We start from the raw sequence: 24,701 nt of genomic DNA on the forward strand, positions 1-24,701 counted from the left end.
TGCCGGAAAAGCAAAATGAAAATAGCGCCGCCGCCGGCCACCGCGCCGAAAAAAATGGCGGAGAACAAAAAGCGAGGTTCGGTTAAAAACCAAAAACTGCTGGTAATGAGAATAAAATGTGACCTAAAATAGACGTCCAGATGTTAATCCATCTATACCGATTAACGGGTAAACTGCTTAACGGCTTTGATTTGAAGGTAAAAAAAACTCATGGCTAAACACCTTTTTACGTCCGAGTCTGTCTCTGAGGGACACCCGGATAAAATTGCGGACCAGATCTCCGATGCCGTCCTTGACGCTATTCTGGAGCAAGATCCTAAGGCGCGCGTCGCCTGTGAGACTTACGTAAAAACCGGAATGGTGTTAGTCGGTGGTGAAATCACGACCAGCGCCTGGGTAGATATCGAAGAAGTCACCCGCCGCACCGTGCGCGACATTGGTTACGTTAATTCCGAAATGGGTTTTGATGCCAACTCCTGCGCCGTATTGAGCGCCATCGGCAAACAATCTCCCGACATCAACCAGGGCGTGGACCGCAGCGATCCGCTGGAGCAAGGCGCGGGCGACCAGGGGCTGATGTTCGGCTATGCCACCAACGAAACCGACGTGCTGATGCCGGCGCCGATCACCTACGCGCATCGCCTGGTTCAGCGTCAGGCGGAAGTACGTAAAAACGGCACGCTGCCATGGCTGCGTCCCGATGCGAAAAGTCAGGTGACGTTCCTGTATGACGACGGCAAAGTCGCCGGCATCGATACCGTGGTGCTGTCGACCCAACACGCGGAAGATATCGCCCAGAAAGATCTGCATGAGGCGGTGATGGAAGAGATCATCAAGCCGGTGTTGCCTGCCGAATGGCTCTCCGCCAGCAGCAAATTCTTCATCAACCCGACCGGACGTTTCGTTATCGGCGGCCCGATGGGCGACTGCGGCCTGACCGGACGTAAAATTATCGTCGATACCTACGGCGGCGCCGCCCGTCACGGCGGCGGCGCATTCTCCGGCAAAGATCCGTCAAAAGTGGACCGCTCCGCCGCTTACGCCGCCCGCTATGTGGCGAAAAACATCGTCGCCGCGGGTCTGGCGGATCGCTGCGAGATCCAGGTTTCTTACGCTATCGGCGTCGCGGAACCGACCTCTATTATGATCGAGACCTTCGGCACGGAAAAAGTGCCGACCGAAAAACTGATCCTGCTGGCGCGCGAGTTCTTCGATCTGCGCCCGTACGGCCTGATCCAGATGCTGGATCTGCTACATCCGATCTATCAGGATACCGCGGCTTACGGCCACTTCGGCCGCGAACACTTCCCGTGGGAAAAAACCGATAAAGCCGCGCTGCTGCGTGAGGCCGCCGGGTTATAATCACCACGTTCAAGAGAGTCTGCAACGGCGAACCCAGGTTCGCCGTCTTTTAATCCCGTATCTTCCGCCTCTTGCGCGCCATTGCGCCCCGCTTTATGCTTCCTCGCATGAATACGCCGAGAATCCCCATCGCCCACCATCAGGCGGTCATGCGTTGCCTGAGAGAAAAGCTGCGTCAGGCCAACCTGACTCTGAACAGCGACTACTCCGAACCCACCGTTAGCTATCAACTGCGCGGGTCGACGGCCGGCACAGCCTGGCTACAGCACTGGGAAATCCGGCTAAACCCGGTGCTATTGCAGGAAAATCGGCAGGCCTTTATCGATGAGGTCGTCCCCCACGAGTTGGCTCACCTGCTGGTTTTCGCGCGTTTCGGCAAAGTGGCGCCGCACGGCAAAGAGTGGCGTTGGATGATGGAGAGCGTGCTACAGACGCCGGCCAGACGCACGCACCGTTTCGAAGTGGCGTCCGTTCAGGGGAAAACGTTCCCCTACCAGTGCGGCTGCCGGCTGCACCAGTTAACCGTGCGGCGCCATAATCGCGTACTGCGCGGCGAAACAGAATATCGCTGTCGACATTGCGGCGGAATATTACGTTTCCTTGTAACAAATTCTATTTAAAAGAAAATTATCAGTTAAAAAAACCAACTTTTAGCTTTGCCTGCCGCAGTAACATCCGGTAGTCTGCCTGATTTATCGCTCGTGGAATTTTTTGGAATATGCTACGCAAAACGCTCGCCATCGCATCCGTTGGTCTTGGTCTGGTTTCCGCCGCCGCCTTTAGTCAAAACATTAATAACTTCACCCAGGCGAAAGCCGCCGCGGCGCAGGTCAACCAGGACGCGCCGGGAACCTTTTATTGCGGCTGCAAAATCAGCTGGCAGGGGAAAAAAGGGATTCCCGACCTCGCCTCCTGCGGCTATCAGGTAAGAAAAAGCGAACTGCGCGCCAACCGCATCGAATGGGAGCACGTCGTCCCCGCCTGGCAGTTCGGCCATCAGCGCCAGTGCTGGCAAAACGGCGGAAGAAAGAACTGCAGCAAAGATCCGGTGTACCGAGAAATGGAAACCGACTTGCATAACCTGCAGCCCGCCGTCGGCGAAGTAAACGGCGATCGCGGTAATTTCATGTATGGCCAATGGAACGGCGGCCAATCCGAATACGGCCGGTGCGACATGAAAATCGACTTTAAAAACAAGCTGGCGGAGCCGCCGGCGCGCGCCCGCGGCGCCATCGCCCGCACCTATTTTTACATGCGGGACCGCTACCAGTTGCGTCTGTCCAAACAGCAAACCCAGCTGTTTGAAGCCTGGGACAAGCAATTCCCGGTGACGCAATGGGAATGCACCCGCGACCGTCGCATCGCCGAGAAGCAGGGGAATCACAACCCTTATATTCAACAGGCTTGCCAGCCATAGCCAGTCTACCTACTATAGCGAGTATCGCCGCGCCCGGCGGCTTTCAGTTTTCAATGCCCGTAGTCTGAAAAAAACGAAGGGATGGCCGCCCGTTAAGCCGCCGGACGGCGGTCGACCTTGATTGGACGCAACGGGCCCGGTTCAGGTTACACACACGATTAAGGTCAGAACATCAGTATGCGAATACCGCGCATTTTTCATCCCGAAACCCTGCCGCTCGCCGGTGGCGAAGTTGAATTGAGCGAAGAGGCAGCCAACCATGTCGGGCGCGTTTTGCGTATGAGCAACGGCCAGCCGCTGCAATTATTCGACGGCAGCAATCATGTATTCGCCGCCGAAATTGTGCAGTCGGGTAAAAAAAGCGTGCGGGTCCATTTTACCGCGGGCACGCTGGAAGACAAAGAATCGCCGCTGCATCTGCACCTTGGGCAAGTGATGTCGCGCGGCGAAAAAATGGAGTTCACCATTCAGAAGTCCATTGAGCTGGGCGTGAATATCATCACGCCCCTGTTTTCCGAGCGCTGCGGCGTAAAGCTGGACGCGGAACGTCTGGAAAAGAAGATCGGGCAGTGGCGAAAAATCGCCATAGCCGCCTGCGAACAGTGCGGCCGCAACCGTCTGCCGCAGGTGCGTCCGGCCATGACGCTGGAAAGCTGGTGCGCCGAACAGGATGCGGCGTTAAAACTCAATTTGCATCCGCGGGCCGCGCAGAGCATTAATACCCTGCCGCTGCCGGTAAAACAGGTTCGATTGTTGATTGGTCCGGAGGGAGGGCTCTCCTCCAGTGAAATTTCGATGACCTCAGAGTACGGATTCACCGATATCCTCCTGGGGCCGCGCGTATTGCGTACAGAAACCACAGCGCTCACCGCTATTACCGCCTTGCAGGTACGTTTCGGCGATCTGGGGTAAAGGAGAAAATAATGATCAAACTCGGTATCGTGATGGATCCGATCGACGCCATCAATATCAAGAAAGACACCAGCTTTGCCATGCTGCTGGAAGCGCAGCGCCGCGGTTGGGAACTGCATTATATGGAGATGAACGATCTCTATCTTCATGCGGGCGAGGCTCGCGCCACCACCCGCCGCCTGAACGTGCAGTATGACTATGACGGCTGGTATGATTTCTCCGGCGAACAGGATATCGCGCTGGACGAGCTGGATGTCATTTTGATGCGTAAGGATCCGCCGTTCGATACGGAATTCATTTATGCCACATACATCCTGGAGCGCGCGGAAGAGAAAGGCGTACTGATCGTCAATAAGCCGCAGAGCCTGCGCGATTGCAACGAAAAACTCTTCACCGCCTGGTTCGCGCACCTGACGCCGGATACCCTGGTCACGCGCAGCGCGGATAAGCTGCGCCAGTTCCACCAGAAGCATGGCGATGTCATCCTGAAACCGCTGGACGGCATGGGGGGCGCCTCGATTTTCCGCCTGAAACAGGATGACGCCAATGTCTCGGTTATCATTGAAACGCTGACCGAGCATGCCAGCCGCTACTGCATGGCGCAAAACTATCTGCCGGCGATTAAGGAAGGGGATAAACGCGTACTGGTGATTGACGGCGAACCCGTTCCCTACTGCCTGGCCCGGATTCCCAAAAGCGGGGAAACGCGCGGAAACCTAGCGGCGGGCGGACGCGGAGAAGCCCGTCCGCTGAGCGATAGCGACTGGCAGATCGCCAATGAAGTCGCGCCTACGCTGAAGCAGAAGGGGCTGATTTTTGTCGGCCTGGATATCATCGGCGATCGTTTGACCGAAATTAACGTTACCAGCCCAACCTGCGTACGTGAAATTGAAGCGGCTTATCCGGATATCTCCATCACCGGCATGCTGATGGATGCGATTAAAAAACGTCTGGCTGCGCGCAACAGCTAATGCGTTCCAGGCGATACTTTCAGCCGGAACGCATGAACGCCCGGCCCGTACTTTTGTCACGGGCCGATCATCAAACGCCGACAAAGATCGATAGAACACATAATGAATTTACAGCATCACTTTCTCATCGCCATGCCCGCACTCCAGGATCCGGTATTTAAGCGCTCGGTGGTCTATATCTGCGAACATAATGAAGAAGGCGCTATGGGGCTGATCGTCAATAAGCCCATGGAACAGTTTACGGTGGAAAATGTGTTGAAGAAGCTAAAGATACATCCAACGCCGCGCGACCCTGCAATCAGTCTGGATAAACCGGTTTTTTCCGGCGGCCCGCTGGCCGACGATCGCGGATTTATCCTGCATACCCCGCGCGCCGGCTTCGGATCCAGCATCAGCATTTCGGAGGACACCATGATCACCACGTCGAAAGACGTGCTGGAGACGTTGGGCACCGCGGATCAACCGCAAAACATGCTGGTGGCGCTGGGCTATTCCGCTTGGGAAGAGGGCCAGCTCGAAAACGAACTGCTGGAGAACGCCTGGCTGACTTCGCCGGCGGACAAAGAGATTCTGTTTCACACGCCGATCGCCGAGCGCTGGCGGGCGGCGGCCAAAAAACTGGGCGTGGATATCCATAATATCGCCGCAGAGGCGGGCCACGCCTAATGAGCAACCGAACCATTCTGGCCTTTGATTTCGGAACCAAAAGCATCGGCGTCGCTATCGGCCAGGAAATCACCCGTACGGCGCGTCCGCTGACGTCATTCAAGGCGCAAGACGGCATTCCCGACTGGCAAAAAGTGGAGAAGGTGCTCCGCGAGTGGCAGCCGTCGCTGGTCGTGGTGGGGCTGCCGCTGAATATGGACGGCACGGAACAGCCGCTCACCGCCAGGGCGCGGAAATTCGCCAATCGCCTGCACGGCCGCTTTGGCGTGCCGATCGCGCTGCATGACGAACGTCTGAGCACCGTGGAAGCCCGCGCAGATCTCTTTGAGCGCGGCGGCTTTCGGGCGCTGGATAAAGGCAGCGTCGACGCGGCGTCGGCGGTGATTATTCTGGAAAGCTGGTTTGCGGGACAAAGCCGCGGAGAAAACGCCTAAAGCAGCGCGCCTCCGCTTAGGGCGCGCTGCGGTATTGCCGGGCGGTCGGATTAACGGTTACTCATCCGGGTATTCGCGGATAAAACGCTCAACGTCGTTGACCATCGATTCCGTCCCGACAAAAAAGGGCGAACGCTGGTGCAGTTTCTCCGGGGGAATATCCAGAATGCGGTTTTTACCATCGCTGGCTTTCCCGCCCGCCTGCTCCGCCAAAAACGCCATCGGGTTGCATTCATACAGCAGACGCAGTTTTCCCTGCGGATAACTGGCCGTGCTCGGGTAGAGATAAATACCGCCTTTCAACAGGTTGCGGTGAAAATCCGCCACCAGCGAACCGATGTAGCGCGAGGTATAAGGACGCTGCGTCGCTTCGTCCTGCTCCTGACAGTACTTAATGTATTTCTTCACCCCCAGAGGAAACTTGATGTAGTTTCCTTCGTTGATGGAATACATATTCCCTTTTTCCGGGAAGTGCACCCGTTCATGGGACAGACAGAATACGCCGAGGGACGGATCGTAGGTAAAGGCGTGTACGCCGTGGCCCGTGGTATAAACCAGCATGGTGGAGGAGCCATACACAATATAGCCGGCGGCAACCTGCTTGTTGCCCGGCTGCAGAAAATCCTCTTCCGTTACCGGGATTCCCAGCGGCGTAATACGTCGGTAAATGGAGAATATCGTGCCGACGGAGACGTTCACGTCAATGTTGGAAGAGCCGTCCAGCGGATCCATCAACACCACATATTTCGCGTTTTCGCCCCGTTCGCCGTCAAAAATAACTATTTCATCCTCTTCTTCAGAGGCAATCCCGGCAACTTCGCCACGCGCTTTTAACGCGGCTTTCAATTTTTCATTGGCGTACAGATCGAGCTTCATCTGCACTTCGCCCTGAATATTGGAAATACCGCTGGTACCTAAAATATCAACCAGGCCCGCCTTGTTAATATCGCGATGGATAATTTTAGCACCCAGTTTAATCGCAGATAACAGCGCGGTAAGTTCGCCGGTGGCATGAGAGAAATCGTGCTGTTTTTCGACGATAAATTCGCCTAACGTTTTCATAACACTATTCCAGAGTCTACGGATGAAAAGCGGTTTTGTTTTATTCACCGCCAACGTTTGCGCATGCAGTGTAGCCCAAAGAGAAAGTGAGTACCTAGTCAAATCCATTTCTTATGATGGTTTCATAGGGTTAGAATGTGCGCAGACTCACTGTATAGATGGAAACTGTATGCGTATTCACATTTTAGGCATCTGCGGTACCTTTATGGGGGGGCTGGCGTTGCTGGCTCGTTCATTGGGGCATCAGGTCACCGGTTCGGATGCAAACGTTTACCCTCCCATGAGTACCTTACTGGAAGAACAAGGAATTACGCTGATTCAGGGGTACGATCCCGCTCAGTTGGCGCCTGCTCCCGATTTGGTCATCGTGGGCAACGCGATGACGCGCGGCAATCCTTGCGTTGAGGCCATGCTGGAACAAGGGCTTCCCTATGTCTCCGGTCCGCAATGGCTGCACGATTATGTGTTGCGCGACCGCTGGGTTATTGCCGTCGCCGGCACCCACGGCAAAACCACGACGTCGGGCATGGTCGCCTGGATCCTGGAGGATTGCGGCTACCAGCCCGGGTTCGTGATCGGCGGCGTACCGGGCAACTTTACCGTCTCGGCGCGGTTGGGCGATAGCCCGTTTATGGTGATTGAAGCCGATGAATACGACTGCGCCTTTTTTGATAAGCGTTCGAAATTCGTTCACTATTGCCCGCGCACGCTGATTCTCAACAATCTTGAATTCGATCACGCCGATATCTTTGACGACCTGAAAGCTATCCAGAAACAGTTCCATCACCTCGTTCGCCTGGTTCCCGGAAGCGGAAAAATCATCCTGCCCGCCAATGATATTCATCTCAAGCAGACGATGGCGATGGGATGCTGGAGCGAACAGGAACTGGTTGGCGAAGAGGGGGTCTGGAGCGCGAAGAAAATCTCGACAGACGCCAGCGAATATCAGGTTTACCTGAACGGCGAAGTCGTTGGCGACGTGCGTTGGAACCTGGTGGGCGAACACAATATGCATAACGGAGTGATGGCGATCGCCGCGGCGCATCACGTCGGCGTACTGCCTGCCGACGCCTGCCGCGCACTGGGCGGCTTTATTAATGCCCGCCGCCGTCTTGAGCTGCGCGGTACGGCGCAGGGCGTGAGTATTTATGACGATTTCGCCCACCACCCTACGGCGATACTGGCGACATTGGCCGCGCTGCGCGGCAAGGTGGGCGGCACGGCCCGAATTCTGGCGGTGCTTGAACCGCGTTCCAATACCATGAAGATGGGCGTATGTAAAAATGAACTGGCGCCGTCGCTCGGTCGCGCCGACGAAGTGTTTCTATTCCAGCCGCAGCATATTCCCTGGCAGGTTTCCGAAGTCGCCGAATCCTGCGTGCAGCCCGCGCACTGGAGCGCTGACATTGATACGCTGGTCGAGATGATCGTAAAAGCCGCGCAGCCGGGCGATCACATACTGGTGATGAGCAACGGCGGGTTCAGCAATATCCATAATAAGCTACTGGATGCATTGAATAAAAAAGCGCGGGCGCAATCCGCCTGACGCCGATTATTCAATACCCCGTCATTCCCGCGAAGGCGGGAATCCGCTTTTCCAGACGGAGCCAGAATCTGTTTTTTAGCAAAAAAATCCCCGCTTTCGCTAACGCCGATCGTTTAAGCATCGAGATACACGGGGCGACCACCGGGGTGAGGCGTCCCTACGGGAACCTCCCCCGGTGTTTCCCCTAAAAACCGGCTTAAGTGAACGGTGTTACGCTTTCGCGGGGATATCGAATAGGCCTTTCGCCGGAAAATCACGCATCAAACGGATCGCGCAGGATCATCGTTTCATCGCGATCCGGGCCAGTGGAAATAATATCCACCGGAACGCCGGTCACTTCTTCCACACGTTTAATGTAGTTCAGCGCCGCCTGCGGCAGTTTACTGTGATCTTTCACGCCGAAGGTGCTTTCAGACCAGCCCGGCAGGGTTTCATAAATCGGTTCGATGCCTTCCCAGCCGTCGGCGGCCAGCGGAGTGGTATCCACTTCGCTGCCATCGGGCATGCGGTAGCCGACGCAAATCTTGACTTCTTTCAGACCATCCAGCACGTCCAGCTTGGTCATACAGAAACCGGACAGGGAGTTAATCTGCACCGCGCGGCGAACCGCAACGGCGTCAAGCCAGCCGGTGCGGCGGCGGCGGCCGGTAGTCGCGCCGAATTCGTTGCCTTTTTCGGTAAGGTAATCGCCGACATCGTCAAACAGCTCCGTCGGGAACGGGCCGGCGCCGACGCGGGTAGAGTAGGCTTTGACAATACCCAGGACATAATCCACATAGCGGGGACCCAGGCCGGAACCCGTCGCCACGCCGCCGGCGGTGGTATTCGACGAGGTCACGTAGGGATAGGTGCCGTGGTCAATGTCCAGCAGCGTCCCCTGGGCGCCTTCAAACATGACGAACTCGCCGCGCTGATGGGCCTTGTACAGCAGATCGGATACGTCGACCACCATGCTGGTCAGGACATCGGCGATCGCCAATACTTCGTCCAACACTTTCTGATAGTCAACCGCTTCGACCTTGTAGTAGTTAACCAGCTGGAAGTTATGGTACTCGACGATCTCTTGCAACTTAACGGCAAACGCTTGTTTATCGAACAGATCGCCGACACGCAGCCCGCGACGGGCGACTTTATCTTCGTAAGCCGGGCCGATGCCGCGCCCCGTCGTGCCGATCGCTTTGGCGCCGCGCGCTTTTTCGCGCGCGTTGTCCAACGCGACATGATAAGGAAGAATCAGTGGACAAGCTTCGGACAACAGCAGACGTTCGCGTACCGGGACGCCGCGCGCTTCAAGATCCGTCATTTCCTTCATCAAGGCATCAGGCGCCAGCACCACGCCGTTGCCGATGATGCTAACGACATTCTCACGCAAAATACCCGAGGGAATTAAATGAAGAACGGTTTTTTCACCGTTAATAACCAGAGTATGACCGGCATTGTGGCCACCTTGGTAGCGCACAACGTATTTAGCCCGTTCAGTCAGCAAGTCGACGACCTTGCCTTTACCTTCGTCACCCCATTGGGTGCCCAGTACGACGACGTTCTTACCCATCTCAAGAATCACCAGGTTGCTTAAAAAAAGATTCTAACATCTCATTTGCTCGCTTTCAGTACTTTTTAGCACCGGTCTGCGCACATTTTTAACATCAATACTAGCCGCCCGTACGGCTACGCAACATATAGTAGACCACGCATCCGGCAACCACTATTCCACCGCCGAAGCGGCGCAATGTATTATCCGGCAACTGCGCCATCGCCAAAATCATACGCCGCCACATCCGGGGAAACAGCAAGGGACCCAGCCCTTCAATAATCAACACCAGGCCCAAAGCCATCCAAACGGTTGCATTCATACAGACTCCAAATAAAAAATCGCCGGGAGCGATTTTAAACGTCGCTTACGACGGCCCGAAGGGTGACGGGCAGGATATCCCGTCATAAAAAAGCCCGTATTCACGGGCTTAAGGGATTTAACTCAGCAGAGGCTTAACGGCGGAGCGTGGTATCCGGCGATTTCATATAGCGGAAGAAATCGCTGTCCGGGCTCAACACCATCACATCCTGATTAGAGCCGAAGCTGCTTTCATAGGCGCGAAGGCTACGGATGAAAGAGTAGAAGTCAGGATCTTCGCTGAACGCGTTGGCAAACAGCTTCGCCGCTTCCGCATCGCCTTCACCGCGGGTAATCCGTCCCTGACGCTCCGCTTCGGCCAGAGTGCGGGTAACTTCATAATCCGCCGCCGCTTTTAGCTTTTCAGCCTCTTCCTGCCCCTGGGAGCGATGGCGACGCGCTACCGCTTCACGTTCCGCGCGCATACGCTGATAGATCGCGTCAGACACTTCGGTCGGCAGGTTAATCTGCTTAATCCGCACGTCAATGACTTCGATACCCAACGCCGCCATACTGTTCGGGTTGACATGCGGTTGAATGCCGCTCGTCTCCTGCTCGACGCGAGCCGCGGCCGATGCGATGGCGTTATCCGCTTCGGTGGTCTCGCCCGTCCCGGTATTCAATGCGTCGCGCACGTCCGTCATCAGTTGACCCCGAGAGTCGGTAACGATGCCTTTCAAGTCCAGACGGCCTATCTCCGAACGCAGTCGGTCGCTGAATTTACGTTTAAGCAAGACTTCAGCCTGAGAGACGTCTCCGCCGCCCGTCGCCAGATAGTAGCGGCTGAAATCGCTGATGCGCCATTTGATGTAGGAGTCAATAATCAGGTCTTTCTGCTCTTTGGTAATAAAGCGATCGGCCTGATTTTCCATGGTTTGGATACGCGCATCCAGCATCTTCACTGAATCAATGAACGGAATCTTAAACTGCAATCCCGGCGCATAGATCAGCGGCTTGTTCTCATCATCACGCAATACCTTGCCGAAGCGCATCACAATGCCGCGCTGGCCTTCCTGCACCACAAACAGCGACGCGTAGATCGCCATCAGCACCAGGATCAGGATAATTAGTAAGGGTTTACGCATCGATTATTCTCTCCCTACTCGAGTGATGTCGTCACGCTGCGCATTCGCTCTGCGCTGATCCATGATATTTCCGTTATTGCCGCTTCGCGTCTGATTGGCGTTCGCGCCGCTGCTCTGGGTCGCCGGCAAACGCAGCGTATTGGCGCCGCCGTTGCCCGACGTATTCTCGGCCCCTTGTCCGCGCAGCATCTGATCCAACGGCAGCACCATCAGGTTGCCGCCCTTGTCGTTAACCAGCACTTTACGGGTATGGCTGAGTACGCGCTCCATCGTCTCGATATACAGACGCTCGCGGGTGATCTCCGGCGCGGCCTTATATTCCGGCAGCACTCTGGCGAAACGCGCGACTTCACCCTGCGCTTCCAGGACGGTACGCGTTTTATACGCGCGCGACTCTTCCAGAATACGCTGAGCCTGGCCATTGGCGCGCGGCTGGACTTCGTTCGTATAGGCTTCGGCTTCACGAATGTACTGCTGCTCGTTTTCACGGGCGGCGATGGCGTCATCAAACGCCGCCTTCACCTCTTCCGGCGGACGCGCCGTCTGGAAGTTTACGTCCAGCAGGGTTATCCCCATGTTGTACGGACGCACCGTTTCCTCCAGTACGCGCTGGGTATCGGTACGCACTATGGTGCGGCCTTCCGTCAGGATCTTATCCATCGTGTATTTGCCGATCACGCCGCGCAGCGCGCTGTCCGTCGCCTGGCGCAGGCTGTCATCCGCGTTGGTTACGCTGAACAAATAACGCTCCGGCTCCGTCACGCGGTACTGGACGTTCATCTCGACGCGCACCACGTTCTCGTCCGAGGTCAGCATAACGCCGGACGTCGCCAGTTCGCGCACCGACTCCACGTTCACGGCTCTGACGGAATCGATAAACGTCGGCTTCCAGTTCAGACCGGGCTCAACCTGATGGCTGAACTTGCCGAAACGCGTCACCACGCCACGCTCCGCTTCTTTGATGGTATAGAAGCCGCTGGCGGCCCAGATGACGACGGCCGCGACCGCGACGATACCGACAACCCGGCCGCCCAGGCCGGAACCGCCGGAGGTTCCGCCGCTGCTGGAGCCCGAGCCTTTTCCTCCTCCCAGATCGCTGAGTTTTTTACTCAGCTTCCGGAAAATATCATCCAAATCAGGCGGCCCCTGATCTCGGCCACCTTTATTGCTATTTCCGCCAGAGTTGCCGCTATTGTTATTGCTGCTCCCCCACGGGTCGCGGTCCTGTCCGTTATTACCGGGCTGATTCCACGCCATGTTTTAGCTCCATTCTTTATGATAGGTGTTCTTCAGGTTCAATATCCCAGAGTCCATCAGACTATTTCGCCGTTCGGACAGTTTCCGCCAGTCAGACAATATAGTCCGTCAGTTCCTGCTCTTGTTTACAGAGACGGCGCCAATCGGCAATCGGCAAGCGCACCGTCAAACCGATATGTCCGTCATCTTCAATCCATTCTTTTTCTATTGCCTGAAGCTGGTAAAAACGGCTGCGCAGACGTCCTGCCTGAGGGGGAAGGCTCAATGAGTATTGGGCGATTTCCCCGGAAAGCCGTTCGGTAAGCGCTTGAAATAACAACGGAATGCCTTCACCGGTTTGTGCAGAAACCCATACTCTGACCGGTAAATTTTCTTCGTTGCGATCGATACGCGGCGTGAACCCCTCCAGCATATCGATTTTGTTCATTACTAACAGCACGGGAACTTCATCGGCTTCAATTTCCGCCAGCACGCTGTCTACCGCCTCGATATTCTCGTCAAGACGAGGATCCGCGGCGTCCACGACGTGCAATAGCAGGGAAGCCTGACGCGTTTCCTGTAATGTAGCCTTAAACGCAGCCACCAGATCGTGCGGTAGCTGCCGGATAAAACCTACGGTATCCGCCAACACCGTATCACCGACATCATCAACCTCAATCCGGCGTAATGTTGGATCCAATGTGGCAAATAGTTGGTCGGCGGCGTACACGTCCGCCGACGTTATCTTATTAAACAGCGTGGATTTCCCGGCGTTGGTATACCCCACCAGGGAAACCGTCGGCACATCCGCGCGCACGCGCGACCTGCGCCCCTGCTCCCGCTGTTTCTCCACCCGTTCTAGACGGGACAGGATCTGGCTGATGCGATTACGCAGCAAACGGCGGTCGGTTTCCAGCTGGGTTTCTCCCGGGCCGCGCAAACCGATCCCCCCTTTTTGCCGCTCAAGGTGAGTCCAGCCGCGGACTAACCGGGTGGCAAGGTGGCGCAGCTGCGCCAGCTCTACCTGTAATTTACCTTCATGGGTGCGCGCGCGCTGCGCAAAAATATCCAGGATCAACCCGGTACGGTCAATCACCCGGCATTCGCACAGGCGCTCCAGATTGCGTTCCTGGGCAGGGGTCAGCGCGTGATCGAACAGCACCACGAAAGCATCGGTTTCTTTTACCGCCTGGGCAATTTCTTCGGCTTTGCCTTCGCCAACAAAATATTTGGGATGAGGTGCCTTACGGCTGCCGGTAATTACCTGCAACGATTCAATTCCGGCAGAAGAGACCAGAGACTCGAACTCCAGCAGATCTTCTGTATCTTTATCTTGCGAGAAGTAAATATGAACAAGTATGGCCCGTTCACCGGCTTCATAACGGTCAAACAAGCGAGTAACCTCTCAAACGATCAAAAAACACCAGGGCGGGGGATGGGTATGATTTTTTCTTCCCCCCCGCCATGGTGAATTGACGACGCGCCTTACTCAGCGTCATCACTTTCCTGGGGCTGCGGCTGTCCAGCCGGATTACTGCCGTGATAGCTGCCGGCGCCTGGATTGTTGCTGTGATGAGACACCGGCCGAGATGGAACTACCGTAGAAATGGCGTGCTTGTACACCATTTGGCTAACCGTATTTTTTAACAAAATGACAAACTGATCGAAAGATTCGATCTGGCCCTGCAACTTAATACCATTCACCAAGTAAATCGAAACCGGAACACGTTCGCGACGCAGTGCGTTCAGGAACGGATCTTGCAAAGATTGCCCCTTAGCCATTCTATATTTTCCTTATTTGTTTGTTGTTTGTAACCAAGAACCCCGAAGGCCCTAAAATAACGATGTAAAAAATCTATGCGCTGAGACTCACCAATTGTACACAATCACCCAACCTATGCACTAACAACCTGTATTACCTTGTCTAACGCTTCCTGCGGCTTCTCACTGTCCAGCCAGCAGACATCGTTCCAACCCCGCAACCAGGTCATTTGCCGTTTGGCCAACTGACGCGTAGCGCAAATCCCGCGATAAACCATTTCATCGTAATCAATTTCGCCTGATAAATATGACCACATCTGGCGATAACCGACGCAACGAATAGAGGGCAGCTCGTTATGTAAATCGCCGCGGGCGAAAAGAACCCGCGCTTCCGCCTCAAAACCCGCCGTCAACATCTGCTGGAAACGCAGCGCAATGCGCTGATGCAGCAATTCGCGCGTTGCCGGAGCAATAGCAAACTGATGAACGTTATAAGGCAGCGCCTCTCCAGCCGTTTTTGTCAGTTCAGTTAAAGTGTTACCTGAAACGAAAAAAACTTCCAGTGCCCGCGAGAGTCTCTGCGGATCATTTGGATGAATCCGAGCCGCGGCGACCGGATCTATCTCGCACAGCCGCCGGTGCATAGCCTCCCAGCCGACTTCCCGCGCCTGCGCTTCTATACGCCGCCGCACCGCCTCATCGGCGGACGGCAGCGGCGATAGCCCTTCAAGCAGAGCCTTGAAGTAAAGCATCGTCCCCCCCACCAGCAGGGGGATACGTCCGGCGGCGCTGATTTGCGCCATCTCCGCCAATGCGTCCCGGCGGAAATCGGCCGCGGAATAGGACTCCGCCGGGTCGAGAATATCGATCAGGCGATGCGGCGCCTGGGCCAATTCATCCGCGCTCGGCTTGGCGGTGCCGATATCCATACCCTTATAGATAAGGGCGGAGTCAACGCTAATCAACTCCACCGGTAAATATCGACGCAGCGCCATCGCCAGCGCCGTTTTCCCCGACGCCGTCGGCCCCATGATAAAAATCGCGGGCGGATGCGGCGTTTTGTCAAAGTCACTCATGCTTCAGCGCCTTGATGGCGGTATTGATATCCATCGTATATAAAAGTTCGACCGGAGGCGCCTTTACCACCTGCGGGCACAGCCGCTCCACGTCGGTGAGTAATTGTATCGCCTGGGAATGGCTCCAGTTTTCATGCTCGCCGCTCAGGCGGGTCGCCATCCATGCGGCCAGAACGTCTGGCTCCACCGAATTACGATCGGCCAGATAGCCTAACAGTTCAGAGATCAAGTTTTGTAAATTTTGTTGTCGCAATGGTAAAGGTACCGCTCGTAACGTTGCACGCTGCGGCTCGGCATGAATATCAATGCCAAAAAGCGCCAGCAGCGGCTGAAATCTCGCCACCACGGCGAGTTCGGATTGACTCAGCGTCAGACGCTGGGGGATCAGCAGCGGCTGCGGCCGTAATCCGGTTTCAGGAGGCGTCAGCTGCGCCTGCTTCAGATAACGCTCCGCGACGGGCAATGAAAGCAACGCCAGCCCCTTGCGGAACTCCAGCAGGGCATAACAGGGCGGATAGACGGTTAACACGCGGCCAAACCCGTTGACATTGCTCTCCAGCGGCGACTCCCGCGCGGCGGAGGTTTCGGCAGACGCGTCGGCGCCGCGGCGCGGCGCGTCCGCCGACGCGGGAGCCGCGGCCGTTTCCGCCGGCCGGGAGACCTCTTCCGCCGCTTCGTCCGGTCGCAGCAGCTTTTGGTACAGCTCGCCCTGTTTTTTCACATAGCTTGCGCCGGCGGGGTAGCCCGGATGCGGCGTCTCGCGCGCGCCGCCCGATCGCTGTCCGGCGCGTTGCGCCGTCGAAGAGGCGGCCGGCCGAGCAAAATGGTTTTCCCCGGCCGCGATACGGTTCTCCTGCTGCCACGCCATCGGCCGGTCGGCGCCCGGCTCCGGCATCGCCAACCCCGGCGCCGACGCCTGCTGCAATACCGTCATGACCGCCTGATAAATAAAATCATGCACCAGACGCGCCTGATGGAAACGCACTTCATGCTTGGCGGGGTGCACATTCACGTCAACCTGGCGCGGATCGACCTCCAGATAGAGGACATAGGCCGGCTGCCGATCGTCTTTGATCCGATCCTGATAGGCCTGGCGGATCGCATGGTTGATCAAGCGGTCGCGCATCATACGCTGGTTAACGTAGCAATATTGCATTTCGGGCAGTTGCTGCGCCGCGCAAGGATCGGCCACCCAGCCGTGAATCACCAGGTCGTCATGACGCCACGCCACCGCCAGCGCATGCTGTAAAAACGCGCTGCCGCAGATGCTGCCCAGGCGGCGCTCATGCTGAGAGGCGTCGCTCGCCGGCCGGTATTGCCGGATCGTCTTGCCGTTGTGGCGCAGCGTAATGGCGATGTCAAAACGCGCCAGCGCGATGCGCCGCACCACCTCATCGATATGGGTGAATTCGGTTTTTTCCGTGCGCATGAATTTACGCCGGGCGGGCGTGTTGTAAAACAGATCGAGGACTTCCAGCGTGGTGCCGACGGGATGCGCGGCAGGCTTGACCGTCACCGCCATATCCCGCCCTTCGGCATAGGCCTGCCAGGCTTCGGACTGCTGCGCGGTGCGCGACGTCAGCGTCAAACGGGAAACCGAGCTGATACTGGCCAGCGCTTCGCCGCGAAAGCCCATGCTGACAATCGCCTCCAGATCGTCGAGCGTCGAAATTTTACTGGTGGCATGCCGCGCCAGCGCCAGCGTCAAATCCTCCTTGCTGATGCCGGCGCCGTTGTCGCGGATGCGAATCAGCTTGGCGCCGCCGCGCTCAATGTCGATATCAATACGGGTCGCGCCGGCGTCCAGACTGTTTTCCACCAGCTCTTTTACCACCGAGGCCGGCCGCTCCACCACTTCGCCGGCGGCGATCTGGTTAGCCAACTGCGGCGGCAGGATCTGGATCGACATGGCACCCCCTCTTACATTAACTGAATGTAACATTCAGGATAAAAACGCCGTCAGCCAGCATAATGTCAATCGTTTAAGCATCGAGATACCCGGGGCGACCACCGGAGTGAGGCGTCCCTACGGGAATCTCCCCCGGTGTTTCCCCTAAAATCCAGCTTAAGTGACCAGCATTCGTCAGGCAGCAGGGATGACCAACGTCTGACCCAGTTGTACGTTTCCTGAACGCATATCGTTTGCCCGCTGAATCTCTTTCATGCTGACGCCGTAGCGGTCGGCGATGGCGCTCAGCGTATCGCCGCGCACTACCTTGTGTCTGACGACGGAAGCGGCTTTTTCGGCGCCGGCCGCCGCGCCCTTCGGTTGTACCGCGCCCGCCGGAATTTTTAAACGCTGTCCTATCCACACGACGTCTTTATTCAGCTTATTCAGATCGCGGATCGCCGGCATACTCACGCCATAACGCGCGGCGATAGCCGACAGCGTCTCGCCGCGGACCACCGTATGGCGCGTAACGCCGTTGCCGCCGGCGCTTCCCGCCGGCGCTGCGGCCGGAACGGCGGCTGACGCCCTATTTGTCGCCGGCGGAGCCGCGCGACTTTCCTGCTTTGGGGCGGATTGCAAAGGGTGCGACTGAAAGTAGCTTTTCACCCCCCGATAGATCGCGCCGGCGATTTTTTCCTGATAATCATTGCTGCCCAGTAGACGCTCTTCCGCCACATTGCTGATAAACCCGGTTTCAACCAGCAGGGAAGGAATATCCGGCGAACGCAACACCCCGAGACTGGCGTGTTCCGGCCGCGATTTATGCAGCCCCCCGACGCGCTGCAGTTCACGCAACACTTTGGCGGCCACGTCATAACCGACGCGCTGGGAATGGCCGAACTGCAGATCCAGCACCGCCTGGCTGAGGTAAGGATCGGCGCTGTTATTGGCCAGCAGGTCGCCGGCGCCGCCCAACAGTTCGGACTGCTTCTCATGCTGTTCCAGCCAGCCGGCCATTTCGCTGTTCGCCCGGCGATTGGATAGCACCCATACCGAAGCCCCGGTCGCTCTGCGATTCGGCGCGGCATCCGCATGAATCGACACCAGAATATTGGCGTTCTGCTTACGGGCCACATCGGAACGCCCCATCACCGATACGAAATAGTCGCCGCTGCGCGTCAGTACCGGTTTGAAAGCGGGATCGTTATCCAGTAAACCTTTCAGCTTACGGGCAATGGCGATGGTGACATCCTTTTCGCGCAGGCCATTCAGGCCGATGGCGCCGGGATCCTGCCCGCCATGTCCGGCGTCGATGGCGACCACCACCTGTTCGTTAGCGGCGGAACGCGCGGGCTTCCTCGCCGAGGCATTGCTATTCACCACCAGAGTGGGCTGGTTATTGAACGGGTTTTTAGCCGGCTGGGACTTCGCCGGCTGCTCCCGCCGCGCCGCCGGCGCGCTTTGCGCGGATTTGAGTTTGTTGCCGGTCAGGGTAAAAACCACGGCGTATCCATTAGCCGTCTTCCGCGTCGTCGCCCTGGTTTTGGCGGATTGCGTCAGATCCAGCACCAAACGTATGCTTTGCGCGTCCTGCGCATTGCTGGTGCGCACCCGCTTAATCAGATTTTGCCCGCTGAACTCCAGCGGCAATCCCTGAATCAGCACCGACTGACGAATATCGATCACCACTCTCGCAGGATTGTTCAGCGGAAAGAAGGCGTAGACCGGCTGGCCGCTAAAGCTCAGGCTCACGGTCGCCTGGCCGGAAGCGTTATCCACTTTGATATCGGACAAGTTGGCGCCCCACGCGGCATGGGCGAGCAACATCAGCCACATCCAGACGAACGGTTTGATCATACGGCTCATCATGGTGCAGTTATCCCCAACCGCTTCGCCGCCCGTTGCAGAATGGCTTCGCCCTGAGGGGAAAGCGCCGACAGCTCGGCTTGCCTGCCCGGCTCCTGATAATGCAAATGCAATTCCAGATCGGCCGCCGGCAAGATGCCGGCGCCTTGCTGGGGCCATTCGATCAGGCAAACGGCATCCTGATCCAGATAATCACGGATCCCCATGAACTCAAGCTCCTCAGGATCGGCCAGACGGTAAAGGTCGAAATGGTATACCGCCAGCGGGGACAGGGCATAAGGCTCAACCAGGGTGTATGTCGGGCTTTTCACATTGCCCTGATGCCCCAACGCCTGTAAAAAGCCGCGGCTAAAGGTAGTCTTCCCTGCCCCAAGATCGCCATATAAATGCACCACACAGGCGCTTTCACAGGCTTTAGCCAGCGCCGCGCCTAACGCGATGGTTGCTGCCTCATCCGGCAGAGGTAACACAATTTTTTTCATTCTCTCTTTTCTAAGGGTATCGATTCGGGATTGACATAGCGCGACAACACGGGCATCAAATCGGTCGCCAGCATACCTCGGGTTCCTCGCCGCGCGGCCAGCCGGTCGGCCGATGCGCCGTGTACAACGCATCCCGCGCAGGCGGCGTCATACAGCGACAGCTTTTGCGCCAGCAGCGCGCCGATAATCCCGGACAGCACATCGCCCATGCCGCCCGTCGCCATGCCGGGATTGCCCACGTCGGCAATGGCCGATCGACCCTGCTCATCGGCAATCACCGTACCCGCGCCTTTTAATACAATAACGCCGCCATAACGTTTTACCAGCTTTTGCGCCGTAAGTAAGCGATCGCTTTCAATATCAGACACCCGACAGTTCAACAAGCGGGCCGCCTCGCCAGGGTGCGGCGTCAGCACGCGATTCTGCCGTTTATGCGGATCGATTGCCAGCAGGTTAAGCGCGTCTGCATCCCATAACATCGGTTTGTTACAATTTTCCGCCAGCCGCAGCGCATTTTTTCCCCACTCATCCTGCCCCAGACCGGGGCCAATCACCACGACATCGGCCCACGCCAATCCCTGGCGCATACTTTCAGACGTCAGTTCCTGCGCCATCAGCTCCGGACGAACGGCCAATAGCGCCGATAAATAGTGCTTGTGAGTAAGCACTCGCACCAGACCGGCGCCGCTGCGCAGCGCGGCCTCTCCCGCCATAAACACCGCGCCGCCCGTGCCGTAATCGCCGCCCACGATCAGCAGGCGTCCATTATCGCCTTTGTGTACCCCCGGACGCCGCGGCTTTAGCCATTCCGTCAGCGAGTCGGCCGATAGCCGCCGTATCGGCGCGGCCTTTTCGGCCAGCCATGCGGACAGCCCCAGATCGTCATAGTGCAACCGGCCGACGCAATCGCGCGCCCTGCCCGTTAACAATCCCGGCTTAAGGGCGATAAACGTAACCGTGCGATCGGCGTTAATGGCCTCGCCCGCGCACGTCCCGGTTTCAGCGTTCAATCCGGAAGGCACATCGATAGCGACCACGGCGGCGGGATGCGCATTCACCCGGGCAATCAGCTCGGCATAGGGCGAGCGCGGCGCGTCGGACAAGCCGGTTCCCAGCAAACCGTCAATAATCAGGTCGATATCCTCAGGCCAGGGCGCCTCGGCGGGCTGGATCGTTGCGCCCCGATCCAGCCAGGCCTGGCGCGCGGCGCGCGCTTCATCGGGCAAGTCGCGGTTTCCCGCGCAGGCGGCGACATAAGGGGTAATGCCCGCGTCCTGCGCCAGCCCCGCGACCACATAGGCGTCGCCGCCGTTGTTGCCGTGCCCCGCCAGTATCAGCCAGCGTCGGGCGGACGGATAATAGCGCCGGGCAATCTGAAAAGTCGCCTGACCCGCCCGCCGCATCAGCTCATACAAGGAAACCCCGCTCTCGCGGGCGGCGTTGGCCTCTTCGCAACGCACCCACCTGGCCTGAAATACCGTATGCGGAAGGGAAAAATCCGCTTCACCGCTTATGCCGTCAGTCATCATGCCTCCTTATGGTTCAGCAGAGGATTCCAAATTAGCAAGCAATGGGGGGAACCGCCAGAGTTGGCGCTATTTCCCGCGCTATCGGCCTGTAAAGCGTAATGTGGTAAAATAATCCGGTCGCTATTCCCTTTACGGTTTGTCATGGCATACCCCTACGATCTCAGTGAATTAACACAACTTATCAAGCAGTGGGGGCTAGCACTGGGCTTCCAGCAGGTCGGTATCTGCGACACGGATTTATCCGCCGAAGAGCCCCGACTGCAGGCCTGGCTGGACAAGCAATATCACGGCGAAATGGCCTGGATGGCGCGCCACGGCATGCTGCGCGCGCGTCCGCATGAGCTGCTGCCCGGCACACTGCGCGTCATCAGCGTACGGATGAACTATCTGCCGGCGAAGGCGGCGTTCGCCAGTACGTTGAAAAATCCCTTGCAAGGCTACGTCAGCCGCTATGCGCTGGGACGCGATTATCACAAGCTGCTGCGCCAGCGTTTGAAAAAGCTCGGCGACCGCATCCAGGAATACTGCGGCGAACTGAATTTTCGCCCGTTCGTCGACTCGGCGCCGATACTGGAACGTCCGCTTGCCGCAAAAGCCGGGCTTGGATGGGTTGGCAAGCACTCACTTCTATTAAATAGGGAAGCCGGCTCATGGTTCTTTCTCGGCGAGTTGCTGATCGATTTGCCGCTGCCGGTCGACAAGCCTCAGGAAGAGCAGTGCGGCCGTTGCGTGGCCTGCATGACGACCTGCCCCACCGGCGCCATCGTCGAACCCTATACGGTCGATGCCCGGCGCTGTATTTCATATCTAACGATAGAGCTTGAAGGCCCGATCCCCGAAGAGTTCCGCCCCCTGATGGGGAATCGCATCTACGGCTGCGATGACTGCCAGCTCATTTGCCCCTGGAACCGTTTCTCTCAATTAACGGATGAAAGCGATTTTAGCCCGCGCGCGGCGCTGCATACCCCGGAATTGCTCGATCTTTTCCGTTGGAGCGAAGAAAAGTTTCTCCGGATTACGGAAGGCTCCGCCATTCGCCGCATCGGCCATGAGCGCTGGCTGCGCAATATCGCGGTGGCGCTGGGAAACGCCCCCTATCAGGACCAGATCGTGCTGGCGCTGCAAACCCGGCTGGGCGAAAGCGCACTTCTGGACGAACACATCCAGTGGGCCATTGAGCAGCAGATGACGCGCCGTTCCGCGCAGCAGATCGACGTGCAGCCGTCGCGAAAAAAAAGGTTGATTCGTGCGGTAGAGAAAGGATTGCCGCGCGATGCCTGAATGATGGCATTCGGCGTTATCAATAGCGCCCTCCAGCCTGTGCATAAATATAAAAAGTCTTTGGCAATCAACTGTCACAAAAAGTACAAGTGATTACGATAACGTTTTATAAGTAATTTTTATTTATATATATCAATGAAATAAAAAACAGAGTCGCATCAGCAAGATAAGGCGGAGAGAAAAACATCAACAGGCGTTCTGTGGATAAGTCTGTTTAAAACATTATGATGTTTTGTATGGATTAATCAAAAAAATGCGTAATAACAGGATGGGAAAACGCCCTGAAAACGCCGAAACGGGGTGAGTTGGGCCATCAGCGCATGGAAGATTTAACGCCTTAGCCAACATTGTTTTCCTTGCGTCCGAGCAAAGAAAGGCCGGCATTATGGAGTGGTTGCGCGCCTTTGGCAACCCCCAATTCTGCTATTTTTGTCCGGCGCGGAAAAAAAACTTCCCGCAGCGCTTTTTACGCCGCTTGCAGCGGCCCGAAGGATAGCAGCCGGGGATTATGGCCGCAAAAAAAAACCCATCAAGCATTGCTTGATGGGCCAGACACAGGAACATCAATTTACGGGTTATCGCGCCCGAGGCGGCTTTGACCTGCGATGCGGCGCGGTCGCTAATCAGACGGCCGAGTCCGTTCTGATCAGATAATCAAAGGCGCTCAGAGAGGCTTTGGCCCCCTCGCCGGTGGCGATAATAATCTGCTTATAGGGCACCGTCGTGCAATCGCCGGCGGCAAATACGCCTTTAACGCTGGTTTCACACTTGGCGTCAATCTCGATTTCGCCGATGCGGTTACGGGCGACGGTGCCTTCCAGCCAGTGGGTGTTGGGCAACAGGCCGATCTGGACGAAAATCCCTTCCAACGGCAGTTCGTGCTGCGTATCGCTAACGCGATCTTTATAGCTCAGGCCGGTGACTTTCTGGCCGTCGCCCTTCACTTCCGTGGTCTGCGCGTTAAGAATGATGTCGACATTCGGCAGGCTGCGTACTTTATCCTGCAATACGGAGTCGGCTTTCAGTTCCGGCGCGAATTCCAGCAATGTCACGTGTTTTACCACCCCGGCCAGATCGATTGCCGCCTCCACGCCGGAGTTACCGCCGCCGATCACCGCGACATGTTTGCCTTTAAACAGCGGGCCGTCGCAGTGCGGACAGTAAGTCACGCCGCGGGTGCGGTACAGATCTTCGCCGGGCACGTTCATGTTTCTCCAACGCGCGCCGGTGGCGATGATGACGCTGCGGGATTTCAGCACCGCGCCGGAAACGGTGATCACCTGGTGCGGCGCGCCCGGTTTGTCGCCCGGGATTAACGCTTCGGCGCTCTGCGCGTCGATCACGTCGACATCATAGTCGTCAACGTGGCTCTTCAGCGCGGTCGCCAGCTTGGCCCCTTCCGTTTTCGGCACGGAAATGTAGTTTTCAATGTCCACGGTGTCCAGGATCTGACCGCCGAAGCGTTCACCCATCAGGCCGGTGCGGATCCCCTTACGCGCGGAGTAAACCGCCGCCGCCGCCCCTGCCGGGCCGCTGCCGATAATCAGCACGTCGTACACTTCGCGCTGGTTCAGCTTTTCAACCTGCTTAGCGCCTGCGCCGGTATCGATTTTGGTGACGATTTCGTTCAGGGTCATGCGGCCCTGGCTAAAGTGTTCGCCGTTAAGGAACACGGTCGGCACGCCCATGACGTTACGACTTTGAATCTCATCCTGAAACACACCGCCGTCAATGGCGGTATGGGTAATATTCGGATTCAGAACGGCCATTAAATTCAGCGCCTGCACCACGTCCGGGCAGTTGTGGCAGGAGAGCGAATAGTAGGTTTCGAACTGGAACTTACCGTCAAGATTGCGGATTTGGTCGAGTAATTCTTTCGCTTCTTTTGACGGATGTCCGCCAACCTGCAACAGAGCCAGAACCAGAGAGGTAAACTCATGCCCCATCGGCGCGCCGGCGAAACGCGGGCCGCTCTGCGATCCCGGATTGGTAATCAGAAAAGAGGGTTTACGTGCGGGAAGAGCGTTGTTCTCAGAGAAACTGACCTGCTCGGATAAGCCGGCGATTTCAGTCAGCAGCTCTCTTACTTCAGAAGATTTCGCCGAGTCATCCAGAGTCGCAATTAACTCAACAGGTTTGGTTAATTTTTCCAGATAGGCTTTCAACTGGACTTTCATTGTATTGTCGAGCATTGGTTATCCTCCGTGCAAAAAATCGGGTGCCAGGCACCCGA

At 57.0% G+C, this 24,701-nt stretch carries 22 protein-coding genes; 9 read left to right on the forward strand and 13 right to left on the reverse strand.

What is annotated here, in order from left to right; all coding sequences use genetic code 11:
- The first annotated feature begins 210 nt into the window (after positions 1–210).
- The 7 genes from metK to ruvX all read left to right on the forward strand — a co-directional run bounded on the left by metK (position 211) and on the right by ruvX (position 5,762).
- Positions 211–1,362 carry a methionine adenosyltransferase gene (gene metK / locus VSX58_RS15525; protein ID WP_327612232.1) on the forward strand — a complete coding sequence of 384 codons (1,152 nt, stop codon included), beginning with the start codon at positions 211–213 and terminating at the stop codon, positions 1,360–1,362.
- A 107-nt stretch (positions 1,363–1,469) separates the two neighbouring features.
- Positions 1,470–1,982: a SprT family zinc-dependent metalloprotease gene (locus VSX58_RS15530; RefSeq protein WP_327612233.1), complete on the forward strand. Its 513-nt coding sequence runs from the start codon at positions 1,470–1,472 to the stop codon at positions 1,980–1,982.
- Positions 1,983–2,080: 98 nt separating this feature from the next.
- The gene (gene endA, locus VSX58_RS15535) at positions 2,081–2,779 is read left to right on the forward strand and encodes a deoxyribonuclease I (RefSeq protein ID WP_327612234.1); all 699 of its coding nucleotides are present in this window, start codon (positions 2,081–2,083) and stop codon (positions 2,777–2,779) included.
- 177 nt (positions 2,780–2,956) lie between these two features.
- Positions 2,957–3,691, forward strand: coding sequence for a 16S rRNA (uracil(1498)-N(3))-methyltransferase (gene rsmE, locus VSX58_RS15540; RefSeq protein ID WP_327618878.1), 735 nt, complete (start codon positions 2,957–2,959; stop codon positions 3,689–3,691).
- An 11-nt stretch (positions 3,692–3,702) separates the two neighbouring features.
- The gene (gene gshB / locus VSX58_RS15545; protein WP_327612236.1) at positions 3,703–4,662 is read left to right on the forward strand and encodes a glutathione synthase; all 960 of its coding nucleotides are present in this window, start codon (positions 3,703–3,705) and stop codon (positions 4,660–4,662) included.
- Positions 4,663–4,764: 102 nt separating this feature from the next.
- Positions 4,765–5,328: a YqgE/AlgH family protein gene (locus VSX58_RS15550; protein ID WP_327618879.1), complete on the forward strand. Its 564-nt coding sequence runs from the start codon at positions 4,765–4,767 to the stop codon at positions 5,326–5,328.
- Entirely contained in the window at positions 5,328–5,762 is a 435-nt protein-coding gene (gene ruvX, locus VSX58_RS15555; RefSeq protein ID WP_327612238.1) for a Holliday junction resolvase RuvX, read from the forward strand. Before VSX58_RS15550 ends, ruvX begins: the two co-directional genes overlap by 1 nt.
- A 57-nt stretch (positions 5,763–5,819) precedes the next feature.
- On the opposite strand, the gene fbp is transcribed toward ruvX, so the two are convergent.
- Positions 5,820–6,824 (reverse strand): class 1 fructose-bisphosphatase, encoded by a 1,005-nt coding sequence (gene fbp / locus VSX58_RS15560; RefSeq protein WP_327612239.1) that lies wholly within the window; start codon positions 6,822–6,824, stop codon positions 5,820–5,822.
- 169 nt (positions 6,825–6,993) lie between these two features.
- Between fbp and mpl the strand changes: the two genes are divergently transcribed.
- The gene (mpl, locus tag VSX58_RS15565) at positions 6,994–8,370 is read left to right on the forward strand and encodes a UDP-N-acetylmuramate:L-alanyl-gamma-D-glutamyl-meso-diaminopimelate ligase (protein WP_327618880.1); all 1,377 of its coding nucleotides are present in this window, start codon (positions 6,994–6,996) and stop codon (positions 8,368–8,370) included.
- A 253-nt stretch (positions 8,371–8,623) separates the two neighbouring features.
- On the opposite strand, the gene VSX58_RS15570 is transcribed toward mpl, so the two are convergent.
- The 11 genes from VSX58_RS15570 to nnr all read right to left on the reverse strand — a co-directional run bounded on the left by VSX58_RS15570 (position 8,624) and on the right by nnr (position 21,184).
- Entirely contained in the window at positions 8,624–9,922 is a 1,299-nt protein-coding gene (locus VSX58_RS15570) for an adenylosuccinate synthase (protein ID WP_327612241.1), read from the reverse strand.
- A 100-nt stretch (positions 9,923–10,022) separates the two neighbouring features.
- Complete coding sequence (locus VSX58_RS15575) at positions 10,023–10,223, reverse strand: DUF2065 domain-containing protein (protein ID WP_327618881.1); 201 nt, start codon at positions 10,221–10,223, stop codon at positions 10,023–10,025.
- Between the two features lie 133 nt (positions 10,224–10,356).
- A complete protein-coding gene (hflC, locus tag VSX58_RS15580; RefSeq protein ID WP_327618882.1) occupies positions 10,357–11,346 on the reverse strand; it encodes a protease modulator HflC in 990 nt (329 codons plus the stop codon).
- Positions 11,347–11,349: 3 nt separating this feature from the next.
- Complete coding sequence (gene hflK / locus VSX58_RS15585) at positions 11,350–12,603, reverse strand: FtsH protease activity modulator HflK (RefSeq protein ID WP_327618883.1); 1,254 nt, start codon at positions 12,601–12,603, stop codon at positions 11,350–11,352.
- A gap of 91 nt (positions 12,604–12,694) precedes the next feature.
- On the reverse strand, positions 12,695–13,975 hold the full coding sequence (gene hflX, locus VSX58_RS15590) for a ribosome rescue GTPase HflX (protein WP_327612245.1): 1,281 nt from the start codon (positions 13,973–13,975) through the stop codon (positions 12,695–12,697).
- Between the two features lie 92 nt (positions 13,976–14,067).
- The gene (gene hfq / locus VSX58_RS15595; RefSeq protein WP_327612246.1) at positions 14,068–14,364 is read right to left on the reverse strand and encodes an RNA chaperone Hfq; all 297 of its coding nucleotides are present in this window, start codon (positions 14,362–14,364) and stop codon (positions 14,068–14,070) included.
- Between the two features lie 113 nt (positions 14,365–14,477).
- Positions 14,478–15,419, reverse strand: a complete 942-nt coding sequence (gene miaA, locus VSX58_RS15600) for a tRNA (adenosine(37)-N6)-dimethylallyltransferase MiaA (protein ID WP_327618884.1) — start codon at positions 15,417–15,419, stop codon at positions 14,478–14,480.
- Positions 15,412–17,328: a DNA mismatch repair endonuclease MutL gene (mutL, locus tag VSX58_RS15605; RefSeq protein ID WP_327618885.1), complete on the reverse strand. Its 1,917-nt coding sequence runs from the start codon at positions 17,326–17,328 to the stop codon at positions 15,412–15,414. The genes miaA and mutL overlap by 8 nt, the downstream gene beginning before the upstream one ends.
- Positions 17,329–17,502: 174 nt before the next feature.
- Positions 17,503–19,179: an N-acetylmuramoyl-L-alanine amidase AmiB gene (amiB, locus tag VSX58_RS15610; RefSeq protein WP_327618886.1), complete on the reverse strand. Its 1,677-nt coding sequence runs from the start codon at positions 19,177–19,179 to the stop codon at positions 17,503–17,505.
- On the reverse strand, positions 19,176–19,658 hold the full coding sequence (gene tsaE / locus VSX58_RS15615) for a tRNA (adenosine(37)-N6)-threonylcarbamoyltransferase complex ATPase subunit type 1 TsaE (RefSeq protein WP_327618887.1): 483 nt from the start codon (positions 19,656–19,658) through the stop codon (positions 19,176–19,178). Before tsaE ends, amiB begins: the two co-directional genes overlap by 4 nt.
- On the reverse strand, positions 19,655–21,184 hold the full coding sequence (gene nnr / locus VSX58_RS15620) for a bifunctional ADP-dependent NAD(P)H-hydrate dehydratase/NAD(P)H-hydrate epimerase (protein WP_407654878.1): 1,530 nt from the start codon (positions 21,182–21,184) through the stop codon (positions 19,655–19,657). The genes tsaE and nnr overlap by 4 nt, the downstream gene beginning before the upstream one ends.
- A gap of 144 nt (positions 21,185–21,328) precedes the next feature.
- Between nnr and queG the strand changes: the two genes are divergently transcribed.
- Positions 21,329–22,468 carry a tRNA epoxyqueuosine(34) reductase QueG gene (gene queG / locus VSX58_RS15625; protein WP_327618889.1) on the forward strand — a complete coding sequence of 380 codons (1,140 nt, stop codon included), beginning with the start codon at positions 21,329–21,331 and terminating at the stop codon, positions 22,466–22,468.
- 623 nt (positions 22,469–23,091) lie between these two features.
- Here queG and ahpF read toward each other — a convergent pair.
- The gene (gene ahpF, locus VSX58_RS15630; protein WP_327618890.1) at positions 23,092–24,660 is read right to left on the reverse strand and encodes an alkyl hydroperoxide reductase subunit F; all 1,569 of its coding nucleotides are present in this window, start codon (positions 24,658–24,660) and stop codon (positions 23,092–23,094) included.
- Positions 24,661–24,701: the final 41 nt, after the last annotated feature.

The sequence above is a fragment of the Brenneria populi genome, assembly GCF_036016195.1.
Classification (GTDB): domain Bacteria; phylum Pseudomonadota; class Gammaproteobacteria; order Enterobacterales; family Enterobacteriaceae; genus Brenneria; species Brenneria populi.